This window comes from Brevundimonas sp., from assembly GCF_046299595.1.
Lineage (GTDB): Bacteria > Pseudomonadota > Alphaproteobacteria > Caulobacterales > Caulobacteraceae > Brevundimonas.
This window is the reverse complement of record NZ_JBKBHQ010000001.1, coordinates 569,054-591,187: the sequence shown is the minus strand read 5'-3', so window position 1 is coordinate 591,187 and position 22,134 is coordinate 569,054. Positions and strand designations below refer to the sequence as shown.

The 22,134-nt window shown below is 67.8% G+C and carries 25 protein-coding genes and 1 tRNA gene; 12 read left to right on the top strand and 14 right to left on the bottom strand.

Annotation, left to right across the window (positions count from 1 at the left end; all coding sequences use genetic code 11):
• Positions 1-5 precede the first annotated feature (5 nt).
• From ACK4E3_RS02930 to ACK4E3_RS02900, 7 genes are all read right to left on the bottom strand, one after another.
• Positions 6-95: transfer RNA gene (locus ACK4E3_RS02930), tRNA-Ser, on the bottom strand.
• A 90-nt stretch (positions 96-185) separates the two neighbouring features.
• On the bottom strand, positions 186-1,184 hold the full coding sequence (locus ACK4E3_RS02925) for an NUDIX hydrolase (RefSeq protein WP_409696121.1): 999 nt from the start codon (positions 1,182-1,184) through the stop codon (positions 186-188).
• Positions 1,185-1,186: 2 nt separating this feature from the next.
• Positions 1,187-1,822 (bottom strand): HD family hydrolase, encoded by a 636-nt coding sequence (locus tag ACK4E3_RS02920; protein WP_409701034.1) that lies wholly within the window; start codon positions 1,820-1,822, stop codon positions 1,187-1,189.
• Between the two features lie 218 nt (positions 1,823-2,040).
• Positions 2,041-2,937, bottom strand: a complete 897-nt coding sequence (locus tag ACK4E3_RS02915; RefSeq protein WP_409696118.1) for a methyltransferase type 11 — start codon at positions 2,935-2,937, stop codon at positions 2,041-2,043.
• Between the two features lie 152 nt (positions 2,938-3,089).
• Positions 3,090-3,980: an AAA family ATPase gene (locus ACK4E3_RS02910; RefSeq protein ID WP_409696115.1), complete on the bottom strand. Its 891-nt coding sequence runs from the start codon at positions 3,978-3,980 to the stop codon at positions 3,090-3,092.
• Positions 3,981-4,084: 104 nt separating this feature from the next.
• Positions 4,085-4,306, bottom strand: coding sequence for a hypothetical protein (locus ACK4E3_RS02905; RefSeq protein WP_409696112.1), 222 nt, complete (start codon positions 4,304-4,306; stop codon positions 4,085-4,087).
• A gap of 76 nt (positions 4,307-4,382) precedes the next feature.
• On the bottom strand, positions 4,383-6,191 hold the full coding sequence (locus tag ACK4E3_RS02900) for a tetratricopeptide repeat protein (RefSeq protein WP_409696109.1): 1,809 nt from the start codon (positions 6,189-6,191) through the stop codon (positions 4,383-4,385).
• 121 nt (positions 6,192-6,312) lie between these two features.
• Between ACK4E3_RS02900 and flbT the strand changes: the two genes are divergently transcribed.
• The 3 genes from flbT to ACK4E3_RS02885 all read left to right on the top strand — a co-directional run bounded on the left by flbT (position 6,313) and on the right by ACK4E3_RS02885 (position 8,110).
• Positions 6,313-6,738 carry a flagellar biosynthesis repressor FlbT gene (gene flbT, locus ACK4E3_RS02895; RefSeq protein ID WP_409696106.1) on the top strand — a complete coding sequence of 142 codons (426 nt, stop codon included), beginning with the start codon at positions 6,313-6,315 and terminating at the stop codon, positions 6,736-6,738.
• Positions 6,698-7,060 carry a flagellar biosynthesis regulator FlaF gene (flaF, locus tag ACK4E3_RS02890; protein ID WP_409696103.1) on the top strand — a complete coding sequence of 121 codons (363 nt, stop codon included), beginning with the start codon at positions 6,698-6,700 and terminating at the stop codon, positions 7,058-7,060. The genes flbT and flaF overlap by 41 nt, the downstream gene beginning before the upstream one ends.
• Positions 7,061-7,279: 219 nt before the next feature.
• The gene (locus ACK4E3_RS02885; protein ID WP_409696100.1) at positions 7,280-8,110 is read left to right on the top strand and encodes a flagellin; all 831 of its coding nucleotides are present in this window, start codon (positions 7,280-7,282) and stop codon (positions 8,108-8,110) included.
• Positions 8,111-8,198: 88 nt separating this feature from the next.
• Here ACK4E3_RS02885 and ACK4E3_RS02880 read toward each other — a convergent pair whose 3' ends face one another.
• Positions 8,199-8,693 carry a hypothetical protein gene (locus tag ACK4E3_RS02880; RefSeq protein WP_409696097.1) on the bottom strand — a complete coding sequence of 165 codons (495 nt, stop codon included), beginning with the start codon at positions 8,691-8,693 and terminating at the stop codon, positions 8,199-8,201.
• Between the two features lie 257 nt (positions 8,694-8,950).
• Here ACK4E3_RS02880 and ACK4E3_RS02875 point away from each other — a divergent pair, with 257 nt between their 5' ends.
• Entirely contained in the window at positions 8,951-9,958 is a 1,008-nt protein-coding gene (locus ACK4E3_RS02875; RefSeq protein ID WP_409696094.1) for a M20/M25/M40 family metallo-hydrolase, read from the top strand.
• Between the two features lie 16 nt (positions 9,959-9,974).
• Complete coding sequence (locus ACK4E3_RS02870) at positions 9,975-10,565, top strand: hypothetical protein (protein WP_409696091.1); 591 nt, start codon at positions 9,975-9,977, stop codon at positions 10,563-10,565.
• Between the two features lie 97 nt (positions 10,566-10,662).
• Here ACK4E3_RS02870 and ACK4E3_RS02865 read toward each other — a convergent pair whose 3' ends face one another.
• The gene (locus ACK4E3_RS02865) at positions 10,663-11,121 is read right to left on the bottom strand and encodes a peptidylprolyl isomerase (protein ID WP_409696088.1); all 459 of its coding nucleotides are present in this window, start codon (positions 11,119-11,121) and stop codon (positions 10,663-10,665) included.
• A 104-nt stretch (positions 11,122-11,225) separates the two neighbouring features.
• On the opposite strand from ACK4E3_RS02865, the gene ACK4E3_RS02860 reads away from it, so the two are divergent.
• Positions 11,226-11,951, top strand: coding sequence for an RlmE family RNA methyltransferase (locus tag ACK4E3_RS02860; protein WP_409696085.1), 726 nt, complete (start codon positions 11,226-11,228; stop codon positions 11,949-11,951).
• Here the strand turns inward: ACK4E3_RS02860 and arsB are convergent.
• From arsB to ACK4E3_RS02840, 4 genes are all read right to left on the bottom strand, one after another.
• A complete protein-coding gene (gene arsB / locus ACK4E3_RS02855; protein WP_409696082.1) occupies positions 11,948-13,024 on the bottom strand; it encodes an ACR3 family arsenite efflux transporter in 1,077 nt (358 codons plus the stop codon). The genes ACK4E3_RS02860 and arsB overlap by 4 nt on opposite strands.
• Positions 13,021-13,446 carry an arsenate reductase (glutaredoxin) gene (gene arsC / locus ACK4E3_RS02850; protein WP_409696079.1) on the bottom strand — a complete coding sequence of 142 codons (426 nt, stop codon included), beginning with the start codon at positions 13,444-13,446 and terminating at the stop codon, positions 13,021-13,023. Before arsC ends, arsB begins: the two co-directional genes overlap by 4 nt.
• Entirely contained in the window at positions 13,443-13,799 is a 357-nt protein-coding gene (locus tag ACK4E3_RS02845; protein WP_409696076.1) for an ArsR/SmtB family transcription factor, read from the bottom strand. Before ACK4E3_RS02845 ends, arsC begins: the two co-directional genes overlap by 4 nt.
• A gap of 73 nt (positions 13,800-13,872) precedes the next feature.
• A complete protein-coding gene (locus ACK4E3_RS02840) occupies positions 13,873-14,466 on the bottom strand; it encodes a DUF2061 domain-containing protein (protein WP_409696073.1) in 594 nt (197 codons plus the stop codon).
• A 113-nt stretch (positions 14,467-14,579) separates the two neighbouring features.
• On the opposite strand from ACK4E3_RS02840, the gene guaB reads away from it, so the two are divergent.
• The 5 genes from guaB (at position 14,580) to ACK4E3_RS02815 (ending at position 20,978) form a co-directional block, all read left to right on the top strand.
• Entirely contained in the window at positions 14,580-16,040 is a 1,461-nt protein-coding gene (gene guaB, locus ACK4E3_RS02835) for an IMP dehydrogenase (protein WP_409696070.1), read from the top strand.
• 13 nt (positions 16,041-16,053) lie between these two features.
• On the top strand, positions 16,054-16,464 hold the full coding sequence (locus ACK4E3_RS02830; RefSeq protein ID WP_409696066.1) for an MAPEG family protein: 411 nt from the start codon (positions 16,054-16,056) through the stop codon (positions 16,462-16,464).
• Positions 16,465-16,507: 43 nt separating this feature from the next.
• On the top strand, positions 16,508-17,818 hold the full coding sequence (locus ACK4E3_RS02825; RefSeq protein ID WP_409696063.1) for an RsmB/NOP family class I SAM-dependent RNA methyltransferase: 1,311 nt from the start codon (positions 16,508-16,510) through the stop codon (positions 17,816-17,818).
• On the top strand, positions 17,815-19,398 hold the full coding sequence (gene guaA / locus ACK4E3_RS02820) for a glutamine-hydrolyzing GMP synthase (RefSeq protein ID WP_409696060.1): 1,584 nt from the start codon (positions 17,815-17,817) through the stop codon (positions 19,396-19,398). The genes ACK4E3_RS02825 and guaA overlap by 4 nt, the downstream gene beginning before the upstream one ends.
• Before the next feature lie 290 nt (positions 19,399-19,688).
• Complete coding sequence (locus ACK4E3_RS02815; RefSeq protein ID WP_409696057.1) at positions 19,689-20,978, top strand: tyrosine-type recombinase/integrase; 1,290 nt, start codon at positions 19,689-19,691, stop codon at positions 20,976-20,978.
• Here ACK4E3_RS02815 and ACK4E3_RS02810 read toward each other — a convergent pair.
• Entirely contained in the window at positions 20,975-21,262 is a 288-nt protein-coding gene (locus ACK4E3_RS02810) for a helix-turn-helix transcriptional regulator (protein WP_409696054.1), read from the bottom strand. The genes ACK4E3_RS02815 and ACK4E3_RS02810 overlap by 4 nt on opposite strands.
• A 263-nt stretch (positions 21,263-21,525) precedes the next feature.
• Between ACK4E3_RS02810 and ACK4E3_RS02805 the strand changes: the two genes are divergently transcribed.
• Positions 21,526-21,924, top strand: coding sequence for a nuclear transport factor 2 family protein (locus ACK4E3_RS02805; protein WP_409696051.1), 399 nt, complete (start codon positions 21,526-21,528; stop codon positions 21,922-21,924).
• Positions 21,925-22,134 lie beyond the last annotated feature (210 nt).

The following is a 22,134-nucleotide window of genomic DNA, read 5'->3' as shown; positions in this document are numbered from 1 at the left end:
GAAAGTGGCGGAGAGGGTGGGATTCGAACCCACGGTACGCTTCCACGTACGCCGCATTTCGAGTGCGGTACTTTCGACCACTCAGCCACCTCTCCGCATGCCTTGAGGGCGTGGTCTCGAAGGAGGCGGAACCTAGTGCGAAGACCCTGGCCGCGCAAGAGCATGGGCGCGGCTTTTTCGCCCCCTCACGCGCCGTCCTGACGCAGGCCCGGCAGGGGCAGGCCCAGGGCCTGCGCCGCCATGGGATCCTGGCCCCGATAGGTGAACAGCTCGGCCGGCCGGCCGCCCGTGGCCGTGGCCATGCGTCCCGTCGCCGTCACCAGCCCCGTCCGCTCCACGCCGCGGCGAAAGTTCTGCTTGTGCAAGGCCATGCCGACAATGGCCTCGGCGGCGGACTGGAGCTGGGAGAGGGTGAAAAGCTCGGGCGTCAGCTCGAACAGGATGGGACGATACTTCAGCTTGCCGCGCAGGCGCCCCAGGGCCGTGGCGAGGATGCGGCGGTGATCGGAGATCATGGCCCGGCCCAGCTGCGGCGGCTCGGCACCGGTGCCAAGGGCGTTGTCACGGCGGCTTTCGAACACCAGCCCCGCCTCATAGAGAAGCTGATAGCGCTCCAGCACCTGCTCCTCGCGCCAGCGCACCGCGCCGTGCAGGGCGAACAGGCTGTCGGCACGCGCGCGGCGGGCCTGTAGGGTGGGTGCATCGGGCGCCGCATCGATCCATGCCGACAGGCCGGGCGCGATCACGCTGTCGATCACCGCCGGGCGGCCGTTGCGAAAATCCTCCCACGGGAAGAAGTCGAGCACGCGCGACCAGTTCACGCCCTCGCCGCCCACGCCTTCGGCCAGGCGCGTCAGGGCGAGATAGCCGACCGAAACCACGCGAACGGGCTCGCCCCCCGGCCCCGCATCCTCACCGCGCAGGGCCGCGCGCGGGGCCTCGCGACCGGCATCACCAAAGGTGTAGAGCTGTTCGACATAGCCGAGCGAAAAGCCGGTCTGCTCGGTCACGAAGTTTCGCAGGGCCAGCTCGAAGGTGCGGTGTCCGCCCGGATCGAACGGGCCGAACGGCAGGCCGATGCCGCTGTCGCTGCCTCCGGTGGTGAGCACGCACGCCTCGCCCCGGGACAGGGTGATGACCACGGCAGACAGGCCGATCAGAACGCCCTGCGCGCCGCCGGCCATGCTCAGCGCCGCCCGGCAGGAGAGGCCGCGACGCGCCGTGCCCGCAGCGCCTGACTGACCGGCACCCGGGCCTGTTCGCGCGCGTAGATCCCCATCAGCTCGTGGAAACGGGCCAGATAGGCGCGCTGGGCGACCGAGGTGGGTTCGGGCTCAAGGTGGATGTCGAGGCCTGCGGGCGGTGCGCCGAACAATTTCAGCGACTCCTCGCGCCCAAAACCGGCCAGCTGGGTGGCCTCGAAGAAGGCGCAGGCGCGATCGGCCTTCTTGATCAGCTTCTTGATCTCGACGGGGTTCTTGGGGGGCAGGCCGAAGCGCACATGGATGGCACCTTCCAGGCGGGCCTCGAAGTCCTTGTAGCTGAAGCCAAGGGCCGACTTGAACGGCGAGATCATGTCGCCGATCACATATTCGGAGGCATCGTGGATCAGGGCGGCCAGCTTCCACTTCGTTTCCAGCTCGGGGCGAATGTGGCACACGATCCGCTCGACGATCAGGCTGTGCTGGGCGACCGAGAAGGGATGATCGCCGGTCGTCTGGCCGTTCCAGCGCGCCACGCGGGCCAGGCCGTGGGCGATGTCCTCGATCTCGATGTCCATGGGCGAGGGATCGAGCAGGTCGAGACGCCGCCCGGACAGCATCCTCTGCCAGGCGCGGACGGGCGCGGCGGGCTTGGACTTGGGGCGGGCAGGGGTGGACAAGGCGGGCTCTCCGGCATTGGGGCGGCCCATGGAACTGGCCCAAGCGGCGCGCAAGATCAATGGCGCGACGCCAAAACATGCGTGGATGATGGCGCGCAGGATCAATGGCGCGTCGCAAAACATGCGTGGATGAGGCCGTCTGGGCTGCCCGGCCGGCGCTATGGGCCGACGTTGCGCGTCACCAGGGCCTTGGCCGACGAGAAGGTCTCGTCCTCGCGCCTGTCATGGGTCTGGACGATGGCCACGATCAGGGGGCCGGAGAGGGGGCCGCGGGCCTCGAAGCCGACCAGCCGCCACTCGGGCGAGATGGCGCGCTCGTCAATGACGATGTAGGTGCTGCGCACACCGCCTTGCAGGTTGCGGGTGCGGATCTCGGTGGCATCGTCGCGCGCCAGCACCGTGACTGCTTCCTGATCGCTGCTGACATTGACGCTGCCCGTGTCGTCGTTGGCATTGATGCTCAGCCCGCCGATGCGCACGCGCGCCTCGTTGCCCATGGTGTCGATGGACACTCCCGGCAGGCGCACCACCGCATTGTCGCCCTCGGTGCGCACCGACAGCCCCGGCAGGCGGACCGAGGAGCGCTCGGCGGCGGGCGTGGCGGCGTCTTCGGCGCTGGCGCCCTCGGCGGTGGCGCTGATCGAGGCCGAGGTGCCCGAGCCTGCGTTCAGGCGCGCATAGGCAGCCGGCGTCAGGGCGCGCACGTCGCCCTCGAGCTGATCGAGTGCGCCGATCGCCTCGCCGGAGAAACGCACCAGCCGCAGCGTGACACTGGCGCCGCGCGGGCCGGAATAGGTGCAGGACAGGCCATCGGCACTGGTCTGGGTGCGGGTGAGCACGCCTTCTGTCTGGGGGCATTCCAGCGTCTCGACCACCCGCAGGGGGCCGCCGGATGCCTCCTCGCCGGTGCCGCTGGTCGCGATGCGCACCGAGCGCTCGGAGTCACAGCCCGAAAGGGCACTGCACAGCGTGATCGCCCCCAGAACAGTGACAATGGCAGAGAGTCCTGCACGCGCGGGGCGCACGGTCATGGAGGGTCGGGAGATCGGCGACATCATCGGGCTCCGGCAGGGATTGTCCCTCGAGACATATTGTGACGCTCACGCGGCGCTGGCCAGTGAAATCGCCGTTAGCCCGTATCCGCTTCCGGCCCGCTTGTGGCCGACATCACACCAGTATCCGGCCATGGGAGGCGATGCCGCCGGGACTAACGCACGCCTTCCTTGCGCGACAGGAAGGCGAGGCGCTCGAACAGGTGCACGTCCTGTTCGTTCTTGAGCAGGGCACCGTGCAGCGGCGGGATCAGCTTGCCCGTCGCATTCTCGCGCAGGGTCTCGGGATCGACGTCATCGACCATCAGCAGCTTGAGCCAGTCGAGCAGTTCGGACGTCGAGGGCTTCTTCTTCAGGCCCGGCGTCTCGCGGATGGCGAGGAAGGTGCGCAGCGCCTCGCTGATCAGGCGCGGCTTCAGGCCCGGATGATGGACCTCGATGATGGCCCGGAGCGTGTCCTCGTCGGGAAAGCGGATGTAGTGGAAGAAGCAGCGGCGCAGGAAGGCGTCGGGCAGTTCCTTCTCGTTGTTCGAGGTGATGATGACGATGGGGCGCGTCGTGGCGCGGATGGTCTCGCCGGTCTCCTGAACGAAGAACTCCATGCGGTCGAGTTCCTGAAGCAGGTCGTTGGGAAACTCGATGTCGGCCTTGTCGATCTCGTCGATCAGCAGGACCGGGCGGGCCTCGCTGGTGAAGGCTTCCCAAAGCTTGCCGGGCTTCAGATAGTTGCGAACCTCGTGCACGCGCGCCTCGCCCAGCTGGCTGTCGCGCAGGCGGCTGACGGCATCGTATTCATAGAGCCCCTGATGGGCCTTGGTGGTCGACTTGATGTGCCAGGTGATCAGCGGCGCATCGAGCGCGCGCGCGATCTCATAGGCCAGCACGGTCTTGCCCGTGCCCGGCTCACCCTTGATCAGCAGGGGCCGTTCCAGCGCGATGGCGGCGTTGACGGCGACCTCAAGATCGCGCGAGGCGACATAGCGGTCGGTGCCGGAAAAGCGCGCGCGCGAAGGGGTGGTGAGGCTTGCGTCAGAAGGCTTGGTCATGGGGCTCTTGCAGCTGGGCAGGCGAGAGGGGTTTCAGTCATGCCTAGCCGAGCCCGGCGCGCATGAACAGTGTTCACACAGGCCCGCAGCCCCAATGAGCGCGATCAGGTGATGTTCTTGGGGGTCGGCGGATCGGAGGCCGGGAAGGATTCGTCCAGCGCCTCGTCGATCAGGGCCTCCTGACGATCCTCCGCATCCTTGCGGTGCTCCTCGGGCAGCTGGTCTGGCTTGGTGTTGCGCGAGGACTCGGTGGCTGTGCGCGCAGGCGGGCAGTTGGGGTCGAGGTCTTCGTGGCGGCGATTGCCGGTGTCCTGGGCCTCGGTCATGGGTCTCTCCCGATAAGGTCTGGTCCTGTGGGGACTGAACGCGGCGCAGGCGCGGCCCGTTCCGCAGGGAACAGCGCTATCGGGGCAGGGACTCGATGGCCGAGACGATGTCGCCCATCACCTGGTCCCAGGCGTTGAAGGCCGGCAGTACGAAGGTGCGCGCCTTGGGATAGGCCGGAATGCGGTCGGTGCCGAACGGGGTCCAGCTTCCGGGCGTGATGACGAACCAGGCGTTGGCTCCGCTGGCCCCGCCCAGCGTCAGGGTGGCCGTGGACGGCCCCATGACCGCATCGAGCGCCACGCACAGGGCGGCCACGTCCTCAAGGTCGTCCTTGAGGTTGATGCCCGGCGGGGTCCACAGCGGGTGACCGGCGGCGCGGGCGCGCTCAAGCTCTTCGGTGCAGTCGCCGTACTGGATGTTGACGAAGTGCACGCCCGGCGTCGCCAGCACCGGATACCAGGCCTCGATGGCCGCATACTGGCGCGCGCGCGAGCCGCCCGTCACCTGACTGCGCCAGCCAAGGCCGACCTTGGGGCCGGGGCCGAGCGCCGCAAGCTGCTCACGCCAGTGCGCGATGCGCGCCGGATCGGGTGTCAGATAGCCATCGTCGCGCGGAAACTGGTCGGGCTGGCGGCGGAAACGCTGGAACAGGCTGGCCATGGGCACCCACAGGTCGGGCCGGGGCGCATCTTCGGCCAGGATCGGGTGGCTGTAGATGCGCCCCTCGTGGCGCACCGTGCGGTGAGGGATGATCCGGGCGGACGGAAAGCTGCGTGCGAACAGGGGCATCAGGCGCGGCTCCAGCGCGATGGTCATCTGACCGCCCTCGCCCAGAGCGCGCAGGGTGTCGGGCAGGATGTTGGCGAACAGCACCTCATCGCCAAGGCCCTGCTCGCCCATCACCAGCAGGTGACGGCCCTCGAGCGGAGTATCGGCTTGCCAGCGTTCGCCCTCGCACAGGAAGGTCGGCGCATCGGGAAGCTGCGGGTCGAGCCGCGCCTCATAGAGGGCAAAGCCTTCCTCAAGATCGCCGCGGCCCATCAGCGTCAGGGCCAGGGCCATGCGGATGGTGGCCTGCTCCATCGGATCGGATGTCAGGGCCAGCGCGCTGCGCATGTCCTGCGCACCGCTGTCGGCATCGCCCAGGCTCATGCGCGCCACGCCGCGGTTGTAGAGCGCCTTGGCAAAGTCGGCATCGAGGCGCAGGGCCTCGTCGAAGAAGGGCAGGGAGGCGTCCATGTCGCCCCGGTCGGTCAGCACGGTGCCAAGCGTGTTCCACAGCACCGGCTGGGCGGCATCGATGGTGATGAGGGCGCGCAGAAGCTCGATGGCCTCGTCGTAGCGGTTCTCGTCGCGCAGCACGCAGGCCAGGTTGTTGGTCGCCTCCACGTGGCCCGGATTGGCTGCCAGATAGCGCTGGAGAAGCTTGCCGGCGATCTCCAGATAGCCAAGCCTGTGGGCCAGCCGACCCAGATTGTGCGCGATCTCCGTCTCGTCGGGCAGCAGCTTGAGTGCGGCCTCATAGGCGTTCAGCGCATCGGACAGGCGCCCGCACTTCTCCTGGGCGATGGCCAGCACGTGCCAGGCATTGCCGTTGCGCTCATCATGGCCGAGGGCGTCCAGCGCGCGCCTCGAGGCATTGGTGAAATCGCCCTGGCGCATGGCAACGAGCGCGCTGCGCAGCGCCTCTGCCGCCTTGCGCGCGGCCTTGCCCGTGGCACGCGAGCCCGCCACGGCGCGAGAGACCTGACCCAGCACCCGTGCGGACGCCGCGTCGCCGCGCACGTCACGCAGGGCATTGCGCGCATCGAAAGGTGCCGGCTGGCCGGTATCGGTGCCCGGGGTGTTCTGGGTGCTCTGGGCTGAATCTGGAGCCGTGCTCATGGGATGGCTCTTGGCAGGCGGTGTCACAAGAGATGGTTAACCACGATTCTTTAACGTGCGTTCGGGCTGTCGCCTTAAGCCTGTTTTCGATTGCCGCACACCCGTGCGCAAAGGGGGGAAGATGCCGCTGAAACTGTCGCTCAAGCCGGGTGAACGGTTCGTGCTGAACGGTGCGGTCGTCCAGAACGGTGACAAGCGCGGCGTCCTGATCCTCCAGAACAAGGCTTCGGTGCTGCGCGAGAAGGACATCATGCAGGCCGAGGACGTGAACAGCCCGGCCCGGCGCATCTATTTCCCCGTGATGATGATGTATCTGGACGAGGCCAATGCCGACCGCTTCTACGACGAGTTCGTGCGGCGCATGACCGAGTTCATGGGGGCGGTGCGCAACCCCGAGGTTCAGGCCGACTGCGTGGCCACCTCCAAGCACGTCCTGGCCCGCGAGTACTACAAGGCGCTGATGATGGCGCGCAAACTGGTTGAATACGAAGAGTCGAGACTGGCGAATGTCGCTACAGGCCTACAAGACAGCCACCCAGCGCGCTGAAAATCCCCGCGATGCGGAGTACCGCCTGTTCGGACAGGTGACCCGCGCGCTCATGGATGCCGCCGCCGACCCTAACGCCGAGCCTGCCCGGCGCATGGACGCCCTCGACTGGAACCGGCGCCTGTGGTCGGCCCTGGCCACAGACTGTGCCGATCCCGACAATGCCCTGCCCGTGAGCGTGCGCGCCCAGATCATCTCGCTGAGCCTGTGGGTCAGCCGCCATACCTCTGCGGTCATGCGCCGCGAGGAGGAGATCGAGCCGCTGGTCGAGATCAACCGCATGATGATGCAGGGCCTGTCCGGCGGCGCCGAAGCGGCCTGATCACCCGGCAATTCCTTCCTCCGGGCGATGGGCGCGCGCTGGCCGATCGTGCCGGGTGCTGCACGGTGCCTGTCCTGAATATCGAGTGAAATCATCTGTCTGGCGCTCTGCGCGCAGCGTGGCCGTTCGGCCCGGAACTTGCTTCGCGCACCTGTGAGCCAGAACGCTCGGCGACCAAAACGGCCGCCAGAACCCCCGACCAGAATGGAAGGATGACCGATGAACAACTCGGTGAACACCAACGTGGGCGCGATGATCGCGCTCCAGAACCTCAACGCGACCAATGCTGAACTGGCATCGACCCAGAACCGCATCAACACCGGCAAGAAGGTGGCATCTGCGAAGGACAACGGGGCCATCTGGGCTATCGCCCAGGGCCAGCGTGCCGACGTCCGTGCCCTTGGTGCCGTGCGGCAATCTCTGGATCGCGGCATTTCGGCGGTTGATGTGGCCATTGCCGCCGGCGAGACGGTCTCTGACCTCTTGCTGCAGATGAAGGAGAAGGCTCTCGCTGCAAGCGATCTGTCTCTGAAAACGGCCGACCGGGCCGCGTTGAACGAGGATTTCATGGCCCTGCGCGATCAGATCGCCAGTGTCGTCTCGAATGCCGAGTTCAACGGGATCAACCTTCTGGCTGCGGGCTCGCCGGGCTTCTCGGCGCTGGCCAACGCCTCGGGAACATCCAACCTGACGGTCGGGGCCGAGGTGATGTCGCTCTCGGGCGCCATCGTCACGCTCGGCACGGGGCAGGTCATCTCCACCCAGACCACCGCATCGGCGTCGCTGACGCTGGTGGATGCTTCGATCGCCAACGTCTCTGCGGCGCTGGCGCGACTGGGCACCAAGAGCAAGGCCCTGGCGACGCACGCCAGCTTCGTCTCGAAGCTGATGGACACGCTGGAGGCCGGTGTGGGCAATCTGGTGGATGCGGACCTGGCGAAGGAAAGTGCCCGCATCCAGGCGCTGCAAACCAAGCAGCAGCTTGGGGTTCAGGCGCTGGGCATCGCCAACCAGGCTCCCCAGATCCTGGTCAATCTGTTTGGTCGCTGATGTGAAGACGGGCAGGAGGGTCGACCTCCTGCCCGTTGCTTTGTCCACGCTGTGAGCGTGTGCTCAGCGCAACTAAGTATCCGGGTGCTTAGCGCACCTTGCGCGAACGCTCCAGCACCGGGCGCTGGCCCTCGGCGGAGAGCGCGCCCGAGGGCGCGATCTTTGAATTGGGGCTGGGCCTCATGCCCTTGCGCGCATTGCGATAGGTGGGAATGGGGGGCCGCTCGGCCTGCTGCTTGCGGCGCAGGGCCTTGCGCGCCAGCCCGGCCTGATCCTGGCGAGCCATGCTGCGGCGCCGGTCCAGCTCCTTGTTGACGCGCTTCATGGCCGCAGCCAGCAGGTCCTTCTTGCGCTCGCCGCGCGACTCGCCCGCAGGCGGGGTGCCTTCGCCGCGTCCCTTGCGGTTGCGGCGCTGGGAGCGGACCAGATCGCGCGAGCGGTTGCGGCGTTCGCGCAGGCGCTTGGCCAGATCGACCAGCTTGTCGTGCTCCATCTCCGACAGGGCGGGCTGGCGCGCCGCCTCGGTCAGCTCCAGCTCGTCCTTGGTCAGCAGCTCCTGATCGCGTTTTCTCGCCTGCGACATGGTCTCTCCTTTTTGCCTTGGGACGGAGCGTTGTCCGTCCGGTCGATCATGGCCCTCAATGGCGGGGCCGGTGTGGGCGGGATGGACGATGGCGTGTGCCGATACGACTGCCATAGCCGCGCGTCCCGAGTGCTCATAACACCTGCCCAAGCGCCGCCGTTCCAGAGATTTGTGCGCCTTTGGCGCCCTTTCGGCATGACGATCGCACCGGGGCACCCTAATAAAGGCCGGGAGCCATCTGCTTGGGGGAAGTGTCCATGTCCAGCCGCCGCAACCATAGCCCGGCACGCACCATTTCGCATTGGCGCGGCCTGAGCCGCAGGGCGATCGCCGGCGCGCTGGGGGCGCTGGTGCTGAGCAGCTGTGCCGGCCTGCCCGGGGCCCTGCCCATCGGCCTCGGCGAGCCTGCACGTGTCGATGGTGCGGCGCTGATGGCCGATGTCACCATACTGGCCGATGACCGGATGCAGGGGCGAGAGGTCGGCACCGAGGGCGCGGCGCTGGCACGCGAATACATCATCTCGCGCTATCAGCAGATCGGCATCCAGTCGTTCGGCGACGGCTACGAGTCCGGTTTCACCGCCCCCGCCAACCGCAGGCGCGGCGAGCGCGAGGGCGTGAACGTGGCCGGATGGCTGCCCGGCCGCTCTGACAACGACCGCGTCATCGTCATCACCGCCCACTACGACCATGTTGGCGTGCATGACGGCCAGATCTTCAACGGCGCCGACGACAACGCATCGGGCGTGGCCGCCATGCTGGAGCTGGCGCGCCTGATCCGCGCCCATCCGCTACACCACCGGGTGCTGTTCGTGGCGCTCGATGCCGAGGAGAGCGGTCTGGTGGGTGCGCGCGCCTTCGTCGCCAGCCCGCCGGTCAGCGTCAGTGCCATGGCGCTGAACCTCAATCTCGACATGGTCTCGCGCGGCGACAACGGCATACTGTGGGCCGTGGGCACCCACCAGAACCCGAGCCTGCGCCCGGTGCTGGAGGCCATCGAGACGGGGCCGGGTATCACGCTGCGCTTCGGGCGCGACCGGCCCGAGGATCAGGGCCGCGACAACTGGGTGATGCTGTCCGACCAGGCCGCCTTCCACGCGGCGGGCGTGCCCTTCATCTTCTTCAGCGTGGACGACCATGCCGACTATCACCAGCCGACCGACGTGGCCGCCAACATCGACCCGCAGTGGTACGAGGCCTCGGTCCAGACCATCTGGAACGCCCTGCGCGCCATGGATGCCCATCTGGCCGGTCAGCAGCCCTGAGCACGGAGCCTCTAGCATGAGACTGCGCACCCTTGCCGCCGCCGCCGTGCTGGGCCTTGGCCTGACGCTGGCGTCCTGTGACCGCCCGACCCCGCCCGAGGCCGAGCCCGATGCGCCTGCCGCGCGTGACGCGCCCGGCCCGCTGGAGGGCTACAGCCACACGCTGATGTCCGATGTGTCGGGCTTCTATATGCCGCTGAGCGCCGTGAGCGTGGGACGCTGGCAGCTTCATCACCTGTTCGTAGGCAGGGCGGGCGAGTTCGTTGCCTTTGAGGGCGGCGAGCGCAGTGAGACCTTCGCACCCCTGATGTTCGAGTTCCACGACATGTCGAGCCCGCGCATGGCCAACGAAATGGGTGCCGAGGTGCCCAGCATCAGCGAGCGGGTGCTGCCCGGTGCCTATCTGATCAACGGCGAGCAGGTGCGCTTTGCCGGCCAGCACCCCGAGCTGGGTCCGGTCCGCTTTGAGGGCACCATCGACGCAGGCGCGCTGGCCCAGTCGCGCCGCACCCTGGGCGGGGATCGCTCGGCGGTCCTGAGCGGGACGCTCACCGTGGGCAGCCGCACCTTCGAGGGCCAGCAGTTCCTGTGGTGGGCGGGCGACTGAGGGCCTCGGCCCTGCCCATGCGGAATGTGCCTGAACGAAAAAGGGCGGAGGATCGCGCCTCCGCCCCCTGATTCCCTGATGCGTGTGCGCGTCCGCCTCAGCCGACCGTGGCCTTGACGATACGGCCCGGCTCGCGCGGGGGCTCGCCCTTGGGCAGGGCGTCAACGTGCTCCATGCCTTCGCTCACTTCGCCCCAGACGGTGTACTGGCCATCGAGGAAGGTGGCGTCATCGAAGCAGATGAAGAACTGGCTGTTGGCCGAGTTGGGATCGGACGTGCGCGCCATCGAGCACACGCCGCGCACATGGGCCGCGTCCGAGAACTCGGCCTTGAGATTCGGCTTCTTCGAGCCGCCCATGCCCGTGCCCGACGGATCACCGCCCTGGGCCATGAAGCCGGGGATCACGCGGTGGAACACCACGCCGTCATAAAAGCCCTCGCTGGCCAGTTCGCTGATGCGCGCGACGTGGCCGGGCGCCAGATCGGGCCGCAGGCGGATCACGACATCGCCAGTGCCAGAGCCGGTGTCGAGGGTGAGGGTCAGGGTGTCAGCCATCATTATCTCCAGTCGGAAGGTTCGCTCGATGCGCGAATGTTCGGGCGCGGTCATAGCCCTTTGGCCCGCCAGTCGCTATGGAAAATGCCCGATCAGGAGCGTGTATGACCAAGGACGACGACGAGACCCCGCCCGAGCGACGCCGCATGGTGCGTCCGCCGACGCGCGGAACGGCGGCGGGCCGGGGCATGGGCCAGAAGATCAAGACCGCCGACCGCAAGTCGCTGTCATCGCAGCAGTGGATCAAGCGCCAGCTCGCCGATCCCTATTCCGAGCGCGCACGCAAGGAGGGCTGGCGCTCGCGCGCGGCCTTCAAGCTGATGGAGATCGACGACCGCTTTCACCTGTTGCGCCCCGGCGTGCGGGTGATCGATCTGGGCGCGGCGCCCGGCGGCTGGGTGCAGGTGGCGCTGAAGCGTGGAGCCGCCTCGGTGGTCGGGGTGGACCTGCTGCCCGTCGAGCCCATCGAGGGGGCCACGCTGATCGAGGCGGATTTTACCGAGCCGGGCGTGGACCGGCAGCTTCTCGACGCCCTGGGCGGCGCGCCGGACGTGGTGCTGTCGGACATGGCGCACAACACCATCGGGCACAGGGCGACCGATCACCTCAAGATCATCAGCCTGATCGAGATCGCGGCCGAATTCGCCCTGCGGACCCTGCGGCCCGGCGGCGCCTTCGTGACCAAGAACTTTCAGGGCGGCGACGCCCACGGGGTGCTTGAACAGCTCAAGGCAGGCTTCGATCAGGTCAAGCCGTTCAAGCCCCGCTCAAGCCGCAAGGACTCGTCCGAGGTCTATCTGGTGGCCCTGGGACGGCGCAGGCCGGACTAGTCTCGCGGCACGGTGTCGGGAAACAACCTGCGCCCCAGCCACAGCGCCACCGACACCAGCAGGATCAGCACCGGAACCTCGACCAGCGGACCGATCACCGTGGCGAAGGCGACCGGAGAGGCGAGGCCGAAGGTGGCGATGGCCACGGCGATGGCCAGCTCGAAATTATTCGACGCTGCCGTGAACGCCAGCGCCGTGGTGCGCGGATAGTCCGCCGCGATCAGACGTCCCATCACGAAGCTGACGACGAACATGATGAGGAAATAGAGCGTCAGCGGAATGGCGATGCGCAGGGCATCCAGCGGCAGGGCCAGAACATCCGCACCCTTCAGGGCGAACATGGCAAAGATGGTGAACAGCAGGGCGATCAGCGTCACCGGCCCGATACGCGGCAGGAAGCTCTGTTCGTACCAGGCCTCGCCCTTTCGGCGCACCAGAATGTAGCGGGTCAGGAAGCCCGCCAGAAAGGGCAGGCCCAGATAGGTCAGCACCGCCCCGGCAATGGTCAGGAAACCGACGTCGATCACACTGCCTTCAAGGCCGAACAGGGGCGGCAGCACACTGAGGAACAGCCAGGCATAGACGCTGAAGAACAGGATCTGGAACACCGAGTTGAAGGCCACCAGCCCGGCGACATACTGGTTGTCTCCGCGCGCAAGCTGGTTCCAGATCAGCACCATGGCAATGCAGCGCGCCAGGCCGATCAGGATCACACCGGTCATGTACTCGGGCTGATCGCGCAGGAAGATCACGGCGAGCGCGAACATCAGCACCGGCCCGATCACCCAGTTCTGGACCAGCGAGAGCGTGAGCACGCGGGTGTCCGAGAACACGCGCGGCAATGCCTCGTACTTCACCCGCGCCAGGGGCGGATACATCATGGCGATCAGGCCAAGGGCGATGGGAATGTTGGTGGTGCCGACGCTCATGGCATCCAGCGAGGCGGGCAGGGCCGGAAGCAAGGTGCCCAGGGCCGCGCCCAGCGCCATGGCTGCAAATATCCACAGCGTCAGCCAGCGATCGAGGAAGGACAGGCGGCGGCGCGGGGCAGCGGCGGTGGCATCGAGGCTCATTTTGCGACCCGCTTTCCGTCCTGATCGATGACGACCTCGCCGTCTTCCTTGGTGAAGGGTTGCAGGGCAACGCCGGGCAGCAGATCGAGAACCTTCTCGGAAGGACGGCACAGCGCCGCCGCCGTGTCGGTCACGACGACCGGGCGGTTGAGCAGGATCGGGTGCGCGGCGATGGCATCCAGAAGGGCCTCATCGGTCAGGGTCTCGTCGCCGAGGCCGAGATCGTGGAACGGCGTGCCCTTCTCGCGCAGGAAGCTGCGCAGCGGCTGGCCCGACAGGGCGACGAAGGCGCGTATCTCGTCGCGCGACGGCGGTGTCTTGAGGTACTCGATCACGCGCGGTGCAATGCCGTGCTGCTCCAGCAGGGCCAGGGTGTTGCGCGAGGTGCCGCAGGCGGGGTTGTGATAGACGGTGACGGTCATGGCCTTGAGTCCGGTGAAGGGGCGATGAGGGGTTCGATGTCGCGAACCAGCGGTCCGCACAGGTCGGGCCGGCCCGAGCAGCAGTCCAACAGCAGATAGCCGATCAGCGCTTGAAGGCGCTGGGGCTCGGCCCGGTAGAGGATGGAGCGGCCCTGGCGCGTGCTGGTGGCCAGACCGGCCTGGGTGACGACAGCCAGGTGGGCCGAGAGCGTATTGGGCGCCACGCCAAGCTGCGTGGCGATGTCGCCGGCGGCCACGGCCTCGGGCGCGCGGCTCAGCAGCAGACGGCAGATGTCGAGGCGCGTGGGCTGGCCCAGAGCCGCAAGAACCGAGAGCGCTTCGGATGATTCCATATTTCCTGAATAATCGAAATAACAGTTCGTGCAAGAGGCCGTGGTCGCGGCTCAGGTCGCTGCGACGCGAGCTTCAGGCCGCAGCCAGCCTGCGCGCACGCCGGGCCTCGATGCGCGCCCAGATGCGGTCGTGAACGGTGAAGAACACGGTCTGGACCAGCGGCTCGATCAGGCCGATCGCCAGCGCCAGCGCCAGATTGCCCCCGGTCAGCACGAAGGCTACGCCCACCGCCACGGCAAAATGCATCACGCCATAGCTGAGGGTCTTGAGAGCGATCTGCTTCAGCGAGGTGGGCAGGGCATGGCTATGGCCATGGTGATAGAGCGGCCCGTGGCCGTGCGCGCGCTGCTGCTCGCGCGCATCCATCAGGTCGAGGCGGGCCGTGACGGCCTCGGCGGTCTCCTCGACGCTGGAGCGCATGCGCCTGCGCTCTATGCGGTGCCAGGCCCGGTCGTGGATGGCGTAGGCGATGGTCTGGACGACCGGCTCGATCAGGCCGATGGCCAGGGCGATGCGCCAGTCGCGCGTGATGGCCAGGGCCACCAGAATGGCGACGATCAGGTGCATGACGCCATAGCTGGCGATCTTGAGCGCCAGCGCCCTGAACGAGTGCATCAGCATCCTGACCATGGCAGCGAAAATGGGCGCGAACGCGCGCAGTTGCAACGCTCTCGTGCTTTATGGCCTGCAGTGTGCGTTTTATGCGCCAGCGTGTGCCGCCACCCCTTTCGCCGGGCGGGCGATCAGGCTATACGCGCCTCGCAAAACGGAGGCTCCTGATGGAGATACGCGAAGGGCTCACCTTCGATGATGTTTTGCTCGAACCCGGCCCGTCCGAGATCATGCCCGCCGATGCGGATGTCTCGACGCGCCTGACCCGGGACATCTCGCTGAACATTCCGCTGGTCTCGTCGGCCATGGACACCGTGACCGAGGGCCGTCTGGCCATTGCCATGGCCCAGGCGGGGGGGCTCGGCGTGATCCACCGCAATCTCTCCATCGAGGAGCAGGCCGAGCAGGTCCGCATCGTCAAGCGCTATGAGAGCGGCATGGTGGTCAATCCGATCACCGTGAACCCCGACACCACCCTCGCCGAGGTGCGCGCCATCGTCGAGCGGCGCAAGGTGACGGGCTTTCCGGTGGTCGATCCGGCCAGCGGGCGGCTGGTGGGCATGCTCACCAACCGCGACATGCGCTTCGAGAGCGATGCCCAGCGCCCGGCCCGCGAGCTGATGACCACCGAGAACCTCGCCACGGTGCGCGAGGGCGCCGGTCAGGACGAGGCGCGCGCCCTGCTGCGCGAGCGCAAGATCGAGCGGGTGATCGTGGTCGATGACGCCTATCGCGCCGTCGGCCTCATCACCATGAAGGACATCGAAAAGGCCCAGACGCATCCCCATGCGGCCAAGGACGATCAGGGCCGCCTGCGCGTCGGCGCTGCCTCGACGGTGGGGGATGCGGGCTTCGAGCGCTCCCTGGCTCTGGCGGACGCGGGCGTGGACGTGGTGGTGATCGACACCGCCCACGGGCACTCAAGCAGCGTTTCCGAGGCGGTGCGCCGCCTCAAGCGCGAGAACAACAAGGTCCAGATCATCGCCGGCAATGTCGCCACCCATGACGGCGCGCGCGCGCTGATCGATGCGGGGGCCGATGCGGTCAAGGTCGGCATCGGGCCGGGCAGCATATGCACCACGCGCATCGTGGCCGGCGTGGGCGTGCCCCAGCTGACCGCCATTCTCGATGCCGTGCGCGCGGCCGATGCAGACAATGTGCCGGTCATCGCCGATGGCGGAATCAAGTACTCAGGCGATCTGGCCAAGGCGCTGGCGGCGGGTGCCTCGGTGGCCATGATGGGATCGATGTTCGCGGGCACCGACGAGAGCCCCGGCGAGGTGTTCCTCTATCAGGGCCGTTCCTACAAGAGCTATCGCGGCATGGGCTCGGTGGGTGCCATGGCGCGCGGATCGGCCGACCGCTACTTCCAGAAGGAAGTCTCGGACTCCCAGAAGCTGGTGCCAGAGGGCATCGAGGGCCAGACGCCCTACAAGGGGCCGGTGGCGCCGGTCATTCACCAGCTGGTGGGAGGCTTGCGCGCGGCCATGGGCTATGTGGGTGCCGCCGATCTGTCAGAATTCAGGCGTCGCGCGCGCTTCGTGCGGATCACGGGTGCGGGCCTGCGCGAGAGCCATGTGCATGACGTGATGATCACGCGCGAAGCACCCAACTATCGGCAGGGCTAGGGGAGAGGGGTTGATGGAAATCATTGCGACAGAGCTTTACTGGCTGGGCGGGGCGGTGGTCCTCGGCCTCGTCATCCTGATGTGGTCGGCCTATGCGGCGCGCATGCAGCAGGGCATGAAGTGGGCCGCCGGTCCGCGCGACCGGGACCGGCCCGTCACGGGCGTGGCCGCGCGCCTTGAGCGGGCGCACCGGAACTTTCTGGAGACCTTTCCCTATTTCGCCGTGCTGGTGGTGGCGGTGGTGCTGAGCGAGCGCACCAGCGCCCTGACGCTGCTGGCGTGCCAGCTCTATCTGGGCGGGCGCGTGGCCCATGTGATCCTCTATGCGCTGGGCACCCCGCTGGTGCGCTCGCTGGCGTGGTTCGTGGCCAGTGCGGGCATTGTCATGCTGCTGCTGGCGCTGTTCGGCCTGATCGGGGCATGAGGCCTGATCGCCTGATGAGGCCTGATCGCCCCATGAGGATGGCGTGACACCGGCAGCAAGGCTGGCAGCGTCAGCACGGATTCTCGATACGCTGAAAGCGTCGCGCGAGCCCGTCGAGGCCGTGCTCAAGGCCTGGGGGCGGGCCAATCGCTATGCGGGCTCCAAGGACCGGCGCGCCATCGCCGACCGCGTCTATCGCTGCATCCGCGCGCGCGCACGGCTGGAGTGGGCCATGGGCGAGGCCAGCGGGCGGGCTCTGGTGCTGGGCTCGCTGTCCCTGATCGACGGGCTTGAGCTGGACGAGATCGCGGCGCTGTTTTCGGGCGAGGGCTATGGGCCTGAGCCGCTGACGCCCGCCGAGATCGCGCGTCTGAGCGCTCCTGCCGGGGCCTTGCCCGGATGGGTCGAGGCCGGTCTGCCCGGCTTCGTGGCCGATGATCTCAAGGCGACCTTCGGCGATGAGTGGCACCACGAGGCCGTCGCCCTGATGCAGCCGCGCGCGCCCATCGACCTGAGGGTCAACACGGCCCGCAGCAGCACGGATGCCGTCATGGCGGAGCTGGAAGCGGCGGGGCTGGCCCCGCGGCGCACGACGCTCTCGGCCACGGGTCTGCGCCTGTCTGCCGAGCCGCCGCCCAATGTGCAGGCCTTGGCCGGGTTTCGTGACGGGGCGTTCGAGATTCAGGACGAGGGCAGCCAGATCGCCTGCTGGCTGGCGGGCGGCGCTCTGTCGCTCGGCGGGGCGGTGGTGGTGGACTATTGCGCGGGCGGGGGAGGCAAGACCCTCGGTCTGGCCCAGCAGATGAGCGGGCAGGGCGTGCTGGTCGCCTGCGATGTGGTGCCGCGCCGCCTGGGCAACATCCGCCCGCGCCTTGAGCGCGCAGGCGTCAAGGCCGAGCTGCGCCTGCTGGGTGAGGACGGGCAGGGCCTGGACGATCTGGAAGGCCGCGCCGATCTGGTGCTGGTGGATGCGCCATGCTCGGGCTCGGGCACCTGGCGGCGGCGTCCCGAGGAGGCATGGAGGCTCACGGAAGGTGAGGTGGAGCGTCTGCACCGCCTGCAGACCGACATCCTCTCGCGCGCGGCGCGGCTGGTGAAGCCGGGCGGGCGGCTGGCCTATGTGACCTGTTCGATCCTGTCGCGCGAGAACGAGGCCAGCGCCGACGCCTTTGCCGCAGCCCATCCCGACTTCGCCCCCGTCGCCATCGAGGCTGCGTCGCACACCGACCTGCTGAGTGAGGCGGGCCGCGTGCAGCTTGCGAAGCTGGCGGGCGGCGGCCATAGGCTGCGCCTGTCGCCGCATCGCACCGACACCGACGGATTTTTCATCGCCCTTTTCGAGAGACCCGCATGAGCACGCCCGCGCCCGGGGCTGGACACCAGCCCGAGCACCAGAAAGTCCTGATCGTCGATTTCGGCAGCCAGGTGACCCAGCTCATCGCCCGGCGCCTGCGCGAGGCGGGGGTCTATTGCGAGATTCACCCCTTCGACAAGGCCGAGGCGGCGCTGGATGCCATGGCGCCCGAGGCCATTATCCTGTCGGGCGGCCCGGCCTCGACCACCGAGAGCGAGAGCCCGCGCGCCCACCCCGACCTGTTTCGCGCAGGCGTGCCCATTCTGGGCATCTGCTATGGCGAGCAGCTGATCTGTGCCGAGCTGGGCGGGCGCGTCGAGAGCGGCCATCATCGCGAGTTCGGCCGCGCCGAGATCACGCTGGAGCGCGCCTCGCCCCTGTTCGATGGCATCGGCGGGGAAGGGCACAGCGAGCCGGTGTGGATGAGCCACGGCGACCGCGTGGTGGCCATTCCCGAAGGCTTCGAGGTGATTGCCACCTCACCCGGCGCGCCCTTTGCCGCCATCGCCGACGAGACGCGGCGCATCTATGGCGTGCAGTTCCACCCCGAGGTGATGCACACCCCGCGCGGCTCGCAGATGCTGCGCAACTTCACCCACAAGATCGCGGGCCTGACCGGCGACTGGACCATGAAGGCCTATCGCGACGAGCAGATCGCCAGGATCCGCGCCCAGGTCGGCGATGCCAAGGTGATCTGCGGGCTCTCCGGCGGGGTCGATTCCTCGGTGGCAGCGGTGCTGATCCACGAGGCGATCGGCGACCAGCTCACCTGCGTGTTCGTGGACACCGGCCTGCTGCGCAAGGACGAGGCGGCCCAGGTCACGAGCCTGTTTCGCGAGCACTACAACATCCCGCTGATCCACGTTGACGCCTCGGCGGAGTTTCTGGGCGCACTGGCGGGCATCTCGGACCCCGAGACCAAGCGCAAGACCATCGGGCGGGTCTTCATCGAGGTGTTCGACCGCGAAGCCGCGCGCATCGAGGGCGCGCGCTTCCTGGCCCAGGGCACGCTCTATCCCGACGTGATCGAGAGCGTCTCGGCCTCGGGCGGCCCGAGCGCGGTCATCAAGAGCCATCACAATGTCGGCGGCCTGCCCGACTTCATGAAGCTGGAGCTGGTCGAGCCGCTGCGCGAGCTGTTCAAGGACGAGGTGCGCGCGCTGGGCCGCGAGCTGGGCCTCAGCGACGCCTTCGTGGGCCGCCACCCGTTCCCCGGTCCCGGCCTCGCCATCCGCATCCCCGGCGAGATCACGCCCGAGGCCGTCGCGACCTTGCAGGAAGCCGACGCCATCTATCTGGAGGAGATCCGCAAGGCGGGCCTCTATGACCGCATATGGCAGGCCTTTGCCGTGCTGCTGCCGGTGCGCACCGTGGGCGTCATGGGCGATGCGCGCACCTATGAGAAGGTGCTGGCCCTGCGCGCGGTCACGTCCACGGACGGCATGACGGCGGACTTCTTCGAGTTTCCGTGGGACGTGCTGGGGCGCACGGCCACGCGCATCGTCAACGAGGTGCGCGGCGTGAACCGCGTGGTCTATGACGTGACCTCAAAACCCCCCGGCACCATCGAATGGGAATGATTCAGGCCTTCCAGAGCCTTTCGACAGCATTTCCGAAACTCGGCACAAACTACTGAAACAAAATAAAAAAGGTGCCGATACCTTTCGGCGCCTTTCGACCCTCCGTGTTTCGGTGTGACGGTGCGCCAGACGGACATGGCCCCCGTTGATCCCGTGCGTCTCGATCCATACCGTCAGGACTCGTGAGGGCCATGACGGTGTTTTCTATGGCCTAGTGAACTGAAGTCACTAGGGAAAATCACGTCGAAAGTCCTCAAAACCGCCTGACGGTGTTTCTTGAGGAGAACGACATGCTTACTGACGCATCGCTGCGTAATTTGCGCCCAGAATCAAAGGCATACAAAAAGACCGACAGGGACGGTCTCTACGTCCTCGTCACGCCGGCCGGCGCCGTCTCTTTTCGCTACGACTACCGCTTCAATGGGCGGCGCGAGACGGTGATCTTCGGCCGTTACGGACGAGGCGGATTGTCGCTCGCCCAGGCGCGCGAAAAGCTGATCGACGCCAAGCGCGACATCGAAGCCGGCGTGTCCCCGGCCGTCGAAAAACAGCGGGCCAAGCGCCGACTGAAGGAGGCCAAGTCCTTCGGCCAGGTGGGCCGAAAGTGGATGGACCAGGCGGCCATGGCCGACAGCACGCGCGATATGCGCCGCGCCATCTTCGACCGGGAGATCATGCCCCGTTGGTCGAACCGGCTGTTGGCCGAGATCACCGCCGATGACCTGCGGGCAGAGTGCGCCGCCATCGTCGAACGCGGCGCCCCAGCGACGGCGATCCACGTCCGCGACATCGTCAAGCAGATCTACCGCTACGCCATCCTTCACGGGGAGAAGGTGGTGAACCCGGCTGACGACGTGGCGCCGTCCTCCATCGCCTCCTTCGTCCCGCGCGATCGCGCGCTGTCGCCGACCGAGGTGCGCATCATGCTGGGTCAGCTGGAGCATGTGCCGACCCTGCCCACCATCCGCCTCGGCCTGCGCTTCCTGCTCCTGAGCATGGTGCGGAAGAACGAGCTGCGCGAAGCCGTCTGGACGGAGGTGGACTTCGAGAACGCCGTCTGGACCATCCCCAAGGAACGGATGAAGCGGTCCCGGCCGCACAACGTCTATCTGTCGCGGCAGATGCTCGACATGCTGATCGCCCTGAAAACCTGCGCCGGTAACTCGCCCTACGTGCTGCCCTCGCGCTACGAGGCCGACGCGCCCATGTCGCGCGCCACCTTCAACCGCATCACCACGGCGGTCGTGAAGCGCGCACAGGACAGGGGCCTGCCGCTCGCGCCCTTCACGGTCCACGACCTGCGGCGGACCGCCTCGACGCTCCTGCATGAGATGGGCTTCGACTCCGATTGGGTCGAGAAGTGCCTGGCCCACGAGGAGCGGTCGTCGCGCAGCGTTTACAACAAGGCCGAGTTCGAGGCGCAGCGCCGCCACATGATCCAGGAATGGTCCAACGCCGTGGAAGCGTGGGAGCGGGGCCGACCCTACAAGCCCACGCTGGTCATGCCCGTGGCGTCCGCGCCGACCTTCGACCCCAGGATCGGGACCGCCGCGCCGGACGCCCGTCCGGCGGCCGCCTAAGGGGAGGCGGCGCGCGCGCCGCCGGTCTCGTCCTTCACGGGACGGGACCGGCGCTTGCGCACGTCCGGCGGCTTGGCGCGGGCCACGGGCCGCGCGCGCCGCAGCGCGAGCCACGCTTCGACCTCGGCCAGGTCCCAGCCCACGCAACGCGGCGTCAGCAGGAATCGGCGCGGGAATTGCCCGCGTTGTTCCATTTCCCAGATCGTGCTGTCGGCCAGGGGCACCATCTGCCGAAGTTGGGCTTTTCTGATCGTCCGCCGCAGGGGCGCTTGGGGCTGGGCCATACTCGAAACTCCTCGAAAAGGGAGAATCGAAATCGAAAGGCCGCGCACAGCCAATCCGCAAACCTGGCGCCGTGATCTTCCGGTCCCCGCCCGCTGAATCGCCTTCGGCGGCGAATCCCATTTCCCTCCAAGTCTTCGGAATCCGCGGGATTCCGAAACGGCCCCGTCCCTGGTTTCGCGCCATCCGCCGGGTGCGGCTCCCGACCCGCGCGCCGAACGGCCCGCGGCTTCTAACCGACTGTCGTCCGAGGTGGGATCGACGCATGTCCCAGTCCCCTGTTCCCGACTTCCTCCGCACCTTCTCCGTGCGCCGGGTCGAACGTCTGGAGCCGTTCCTGGACGAGGCGGTCGTCTATGAGGTGAGCGGTCTGGACGCCGTGGAGGGACGGCGCGCCGTGCTGGCCTTTTGGCGGCGGATGTTCGAGACCTATGGGGAGATCGGGATGGGCCTCGTCCGCCATGTGGCGGACGAGGACATCGTCCTGGCCGAGCAGCGCCAGGTGTTCGTTCCCCATGGACGTCCGCCGGTGATCCTGGACAACCTGGCGGTCTATCAGCTGCGCGGCGGTCGCATCCGGTCCTGGAGAGAGTATGTGGACCTGGAGGCGGCGGGCCCCGACGAGGTCGCCCTGTGGCGCCGGCTTCGCACGGCGCGCTGGTGACCACGGGCAGGGCGGGCGGTCCCTCCGGGCGTTCCGCGCCACCGCCCCGACGCCCGCCCGGCGATCCCAAGGGCTAAGGGCTCCGCCCTCGCGCGCGCCAGGGTGCGCGGCCTGGCGGCCGCCGGGCGGCCGGTCTCCCCGGCCTTCCGCGCCCGCGACGACATCGCCTTGCTCTCCATGCGGTCAGGCTTGTGCAGCCCGGGCGATCCC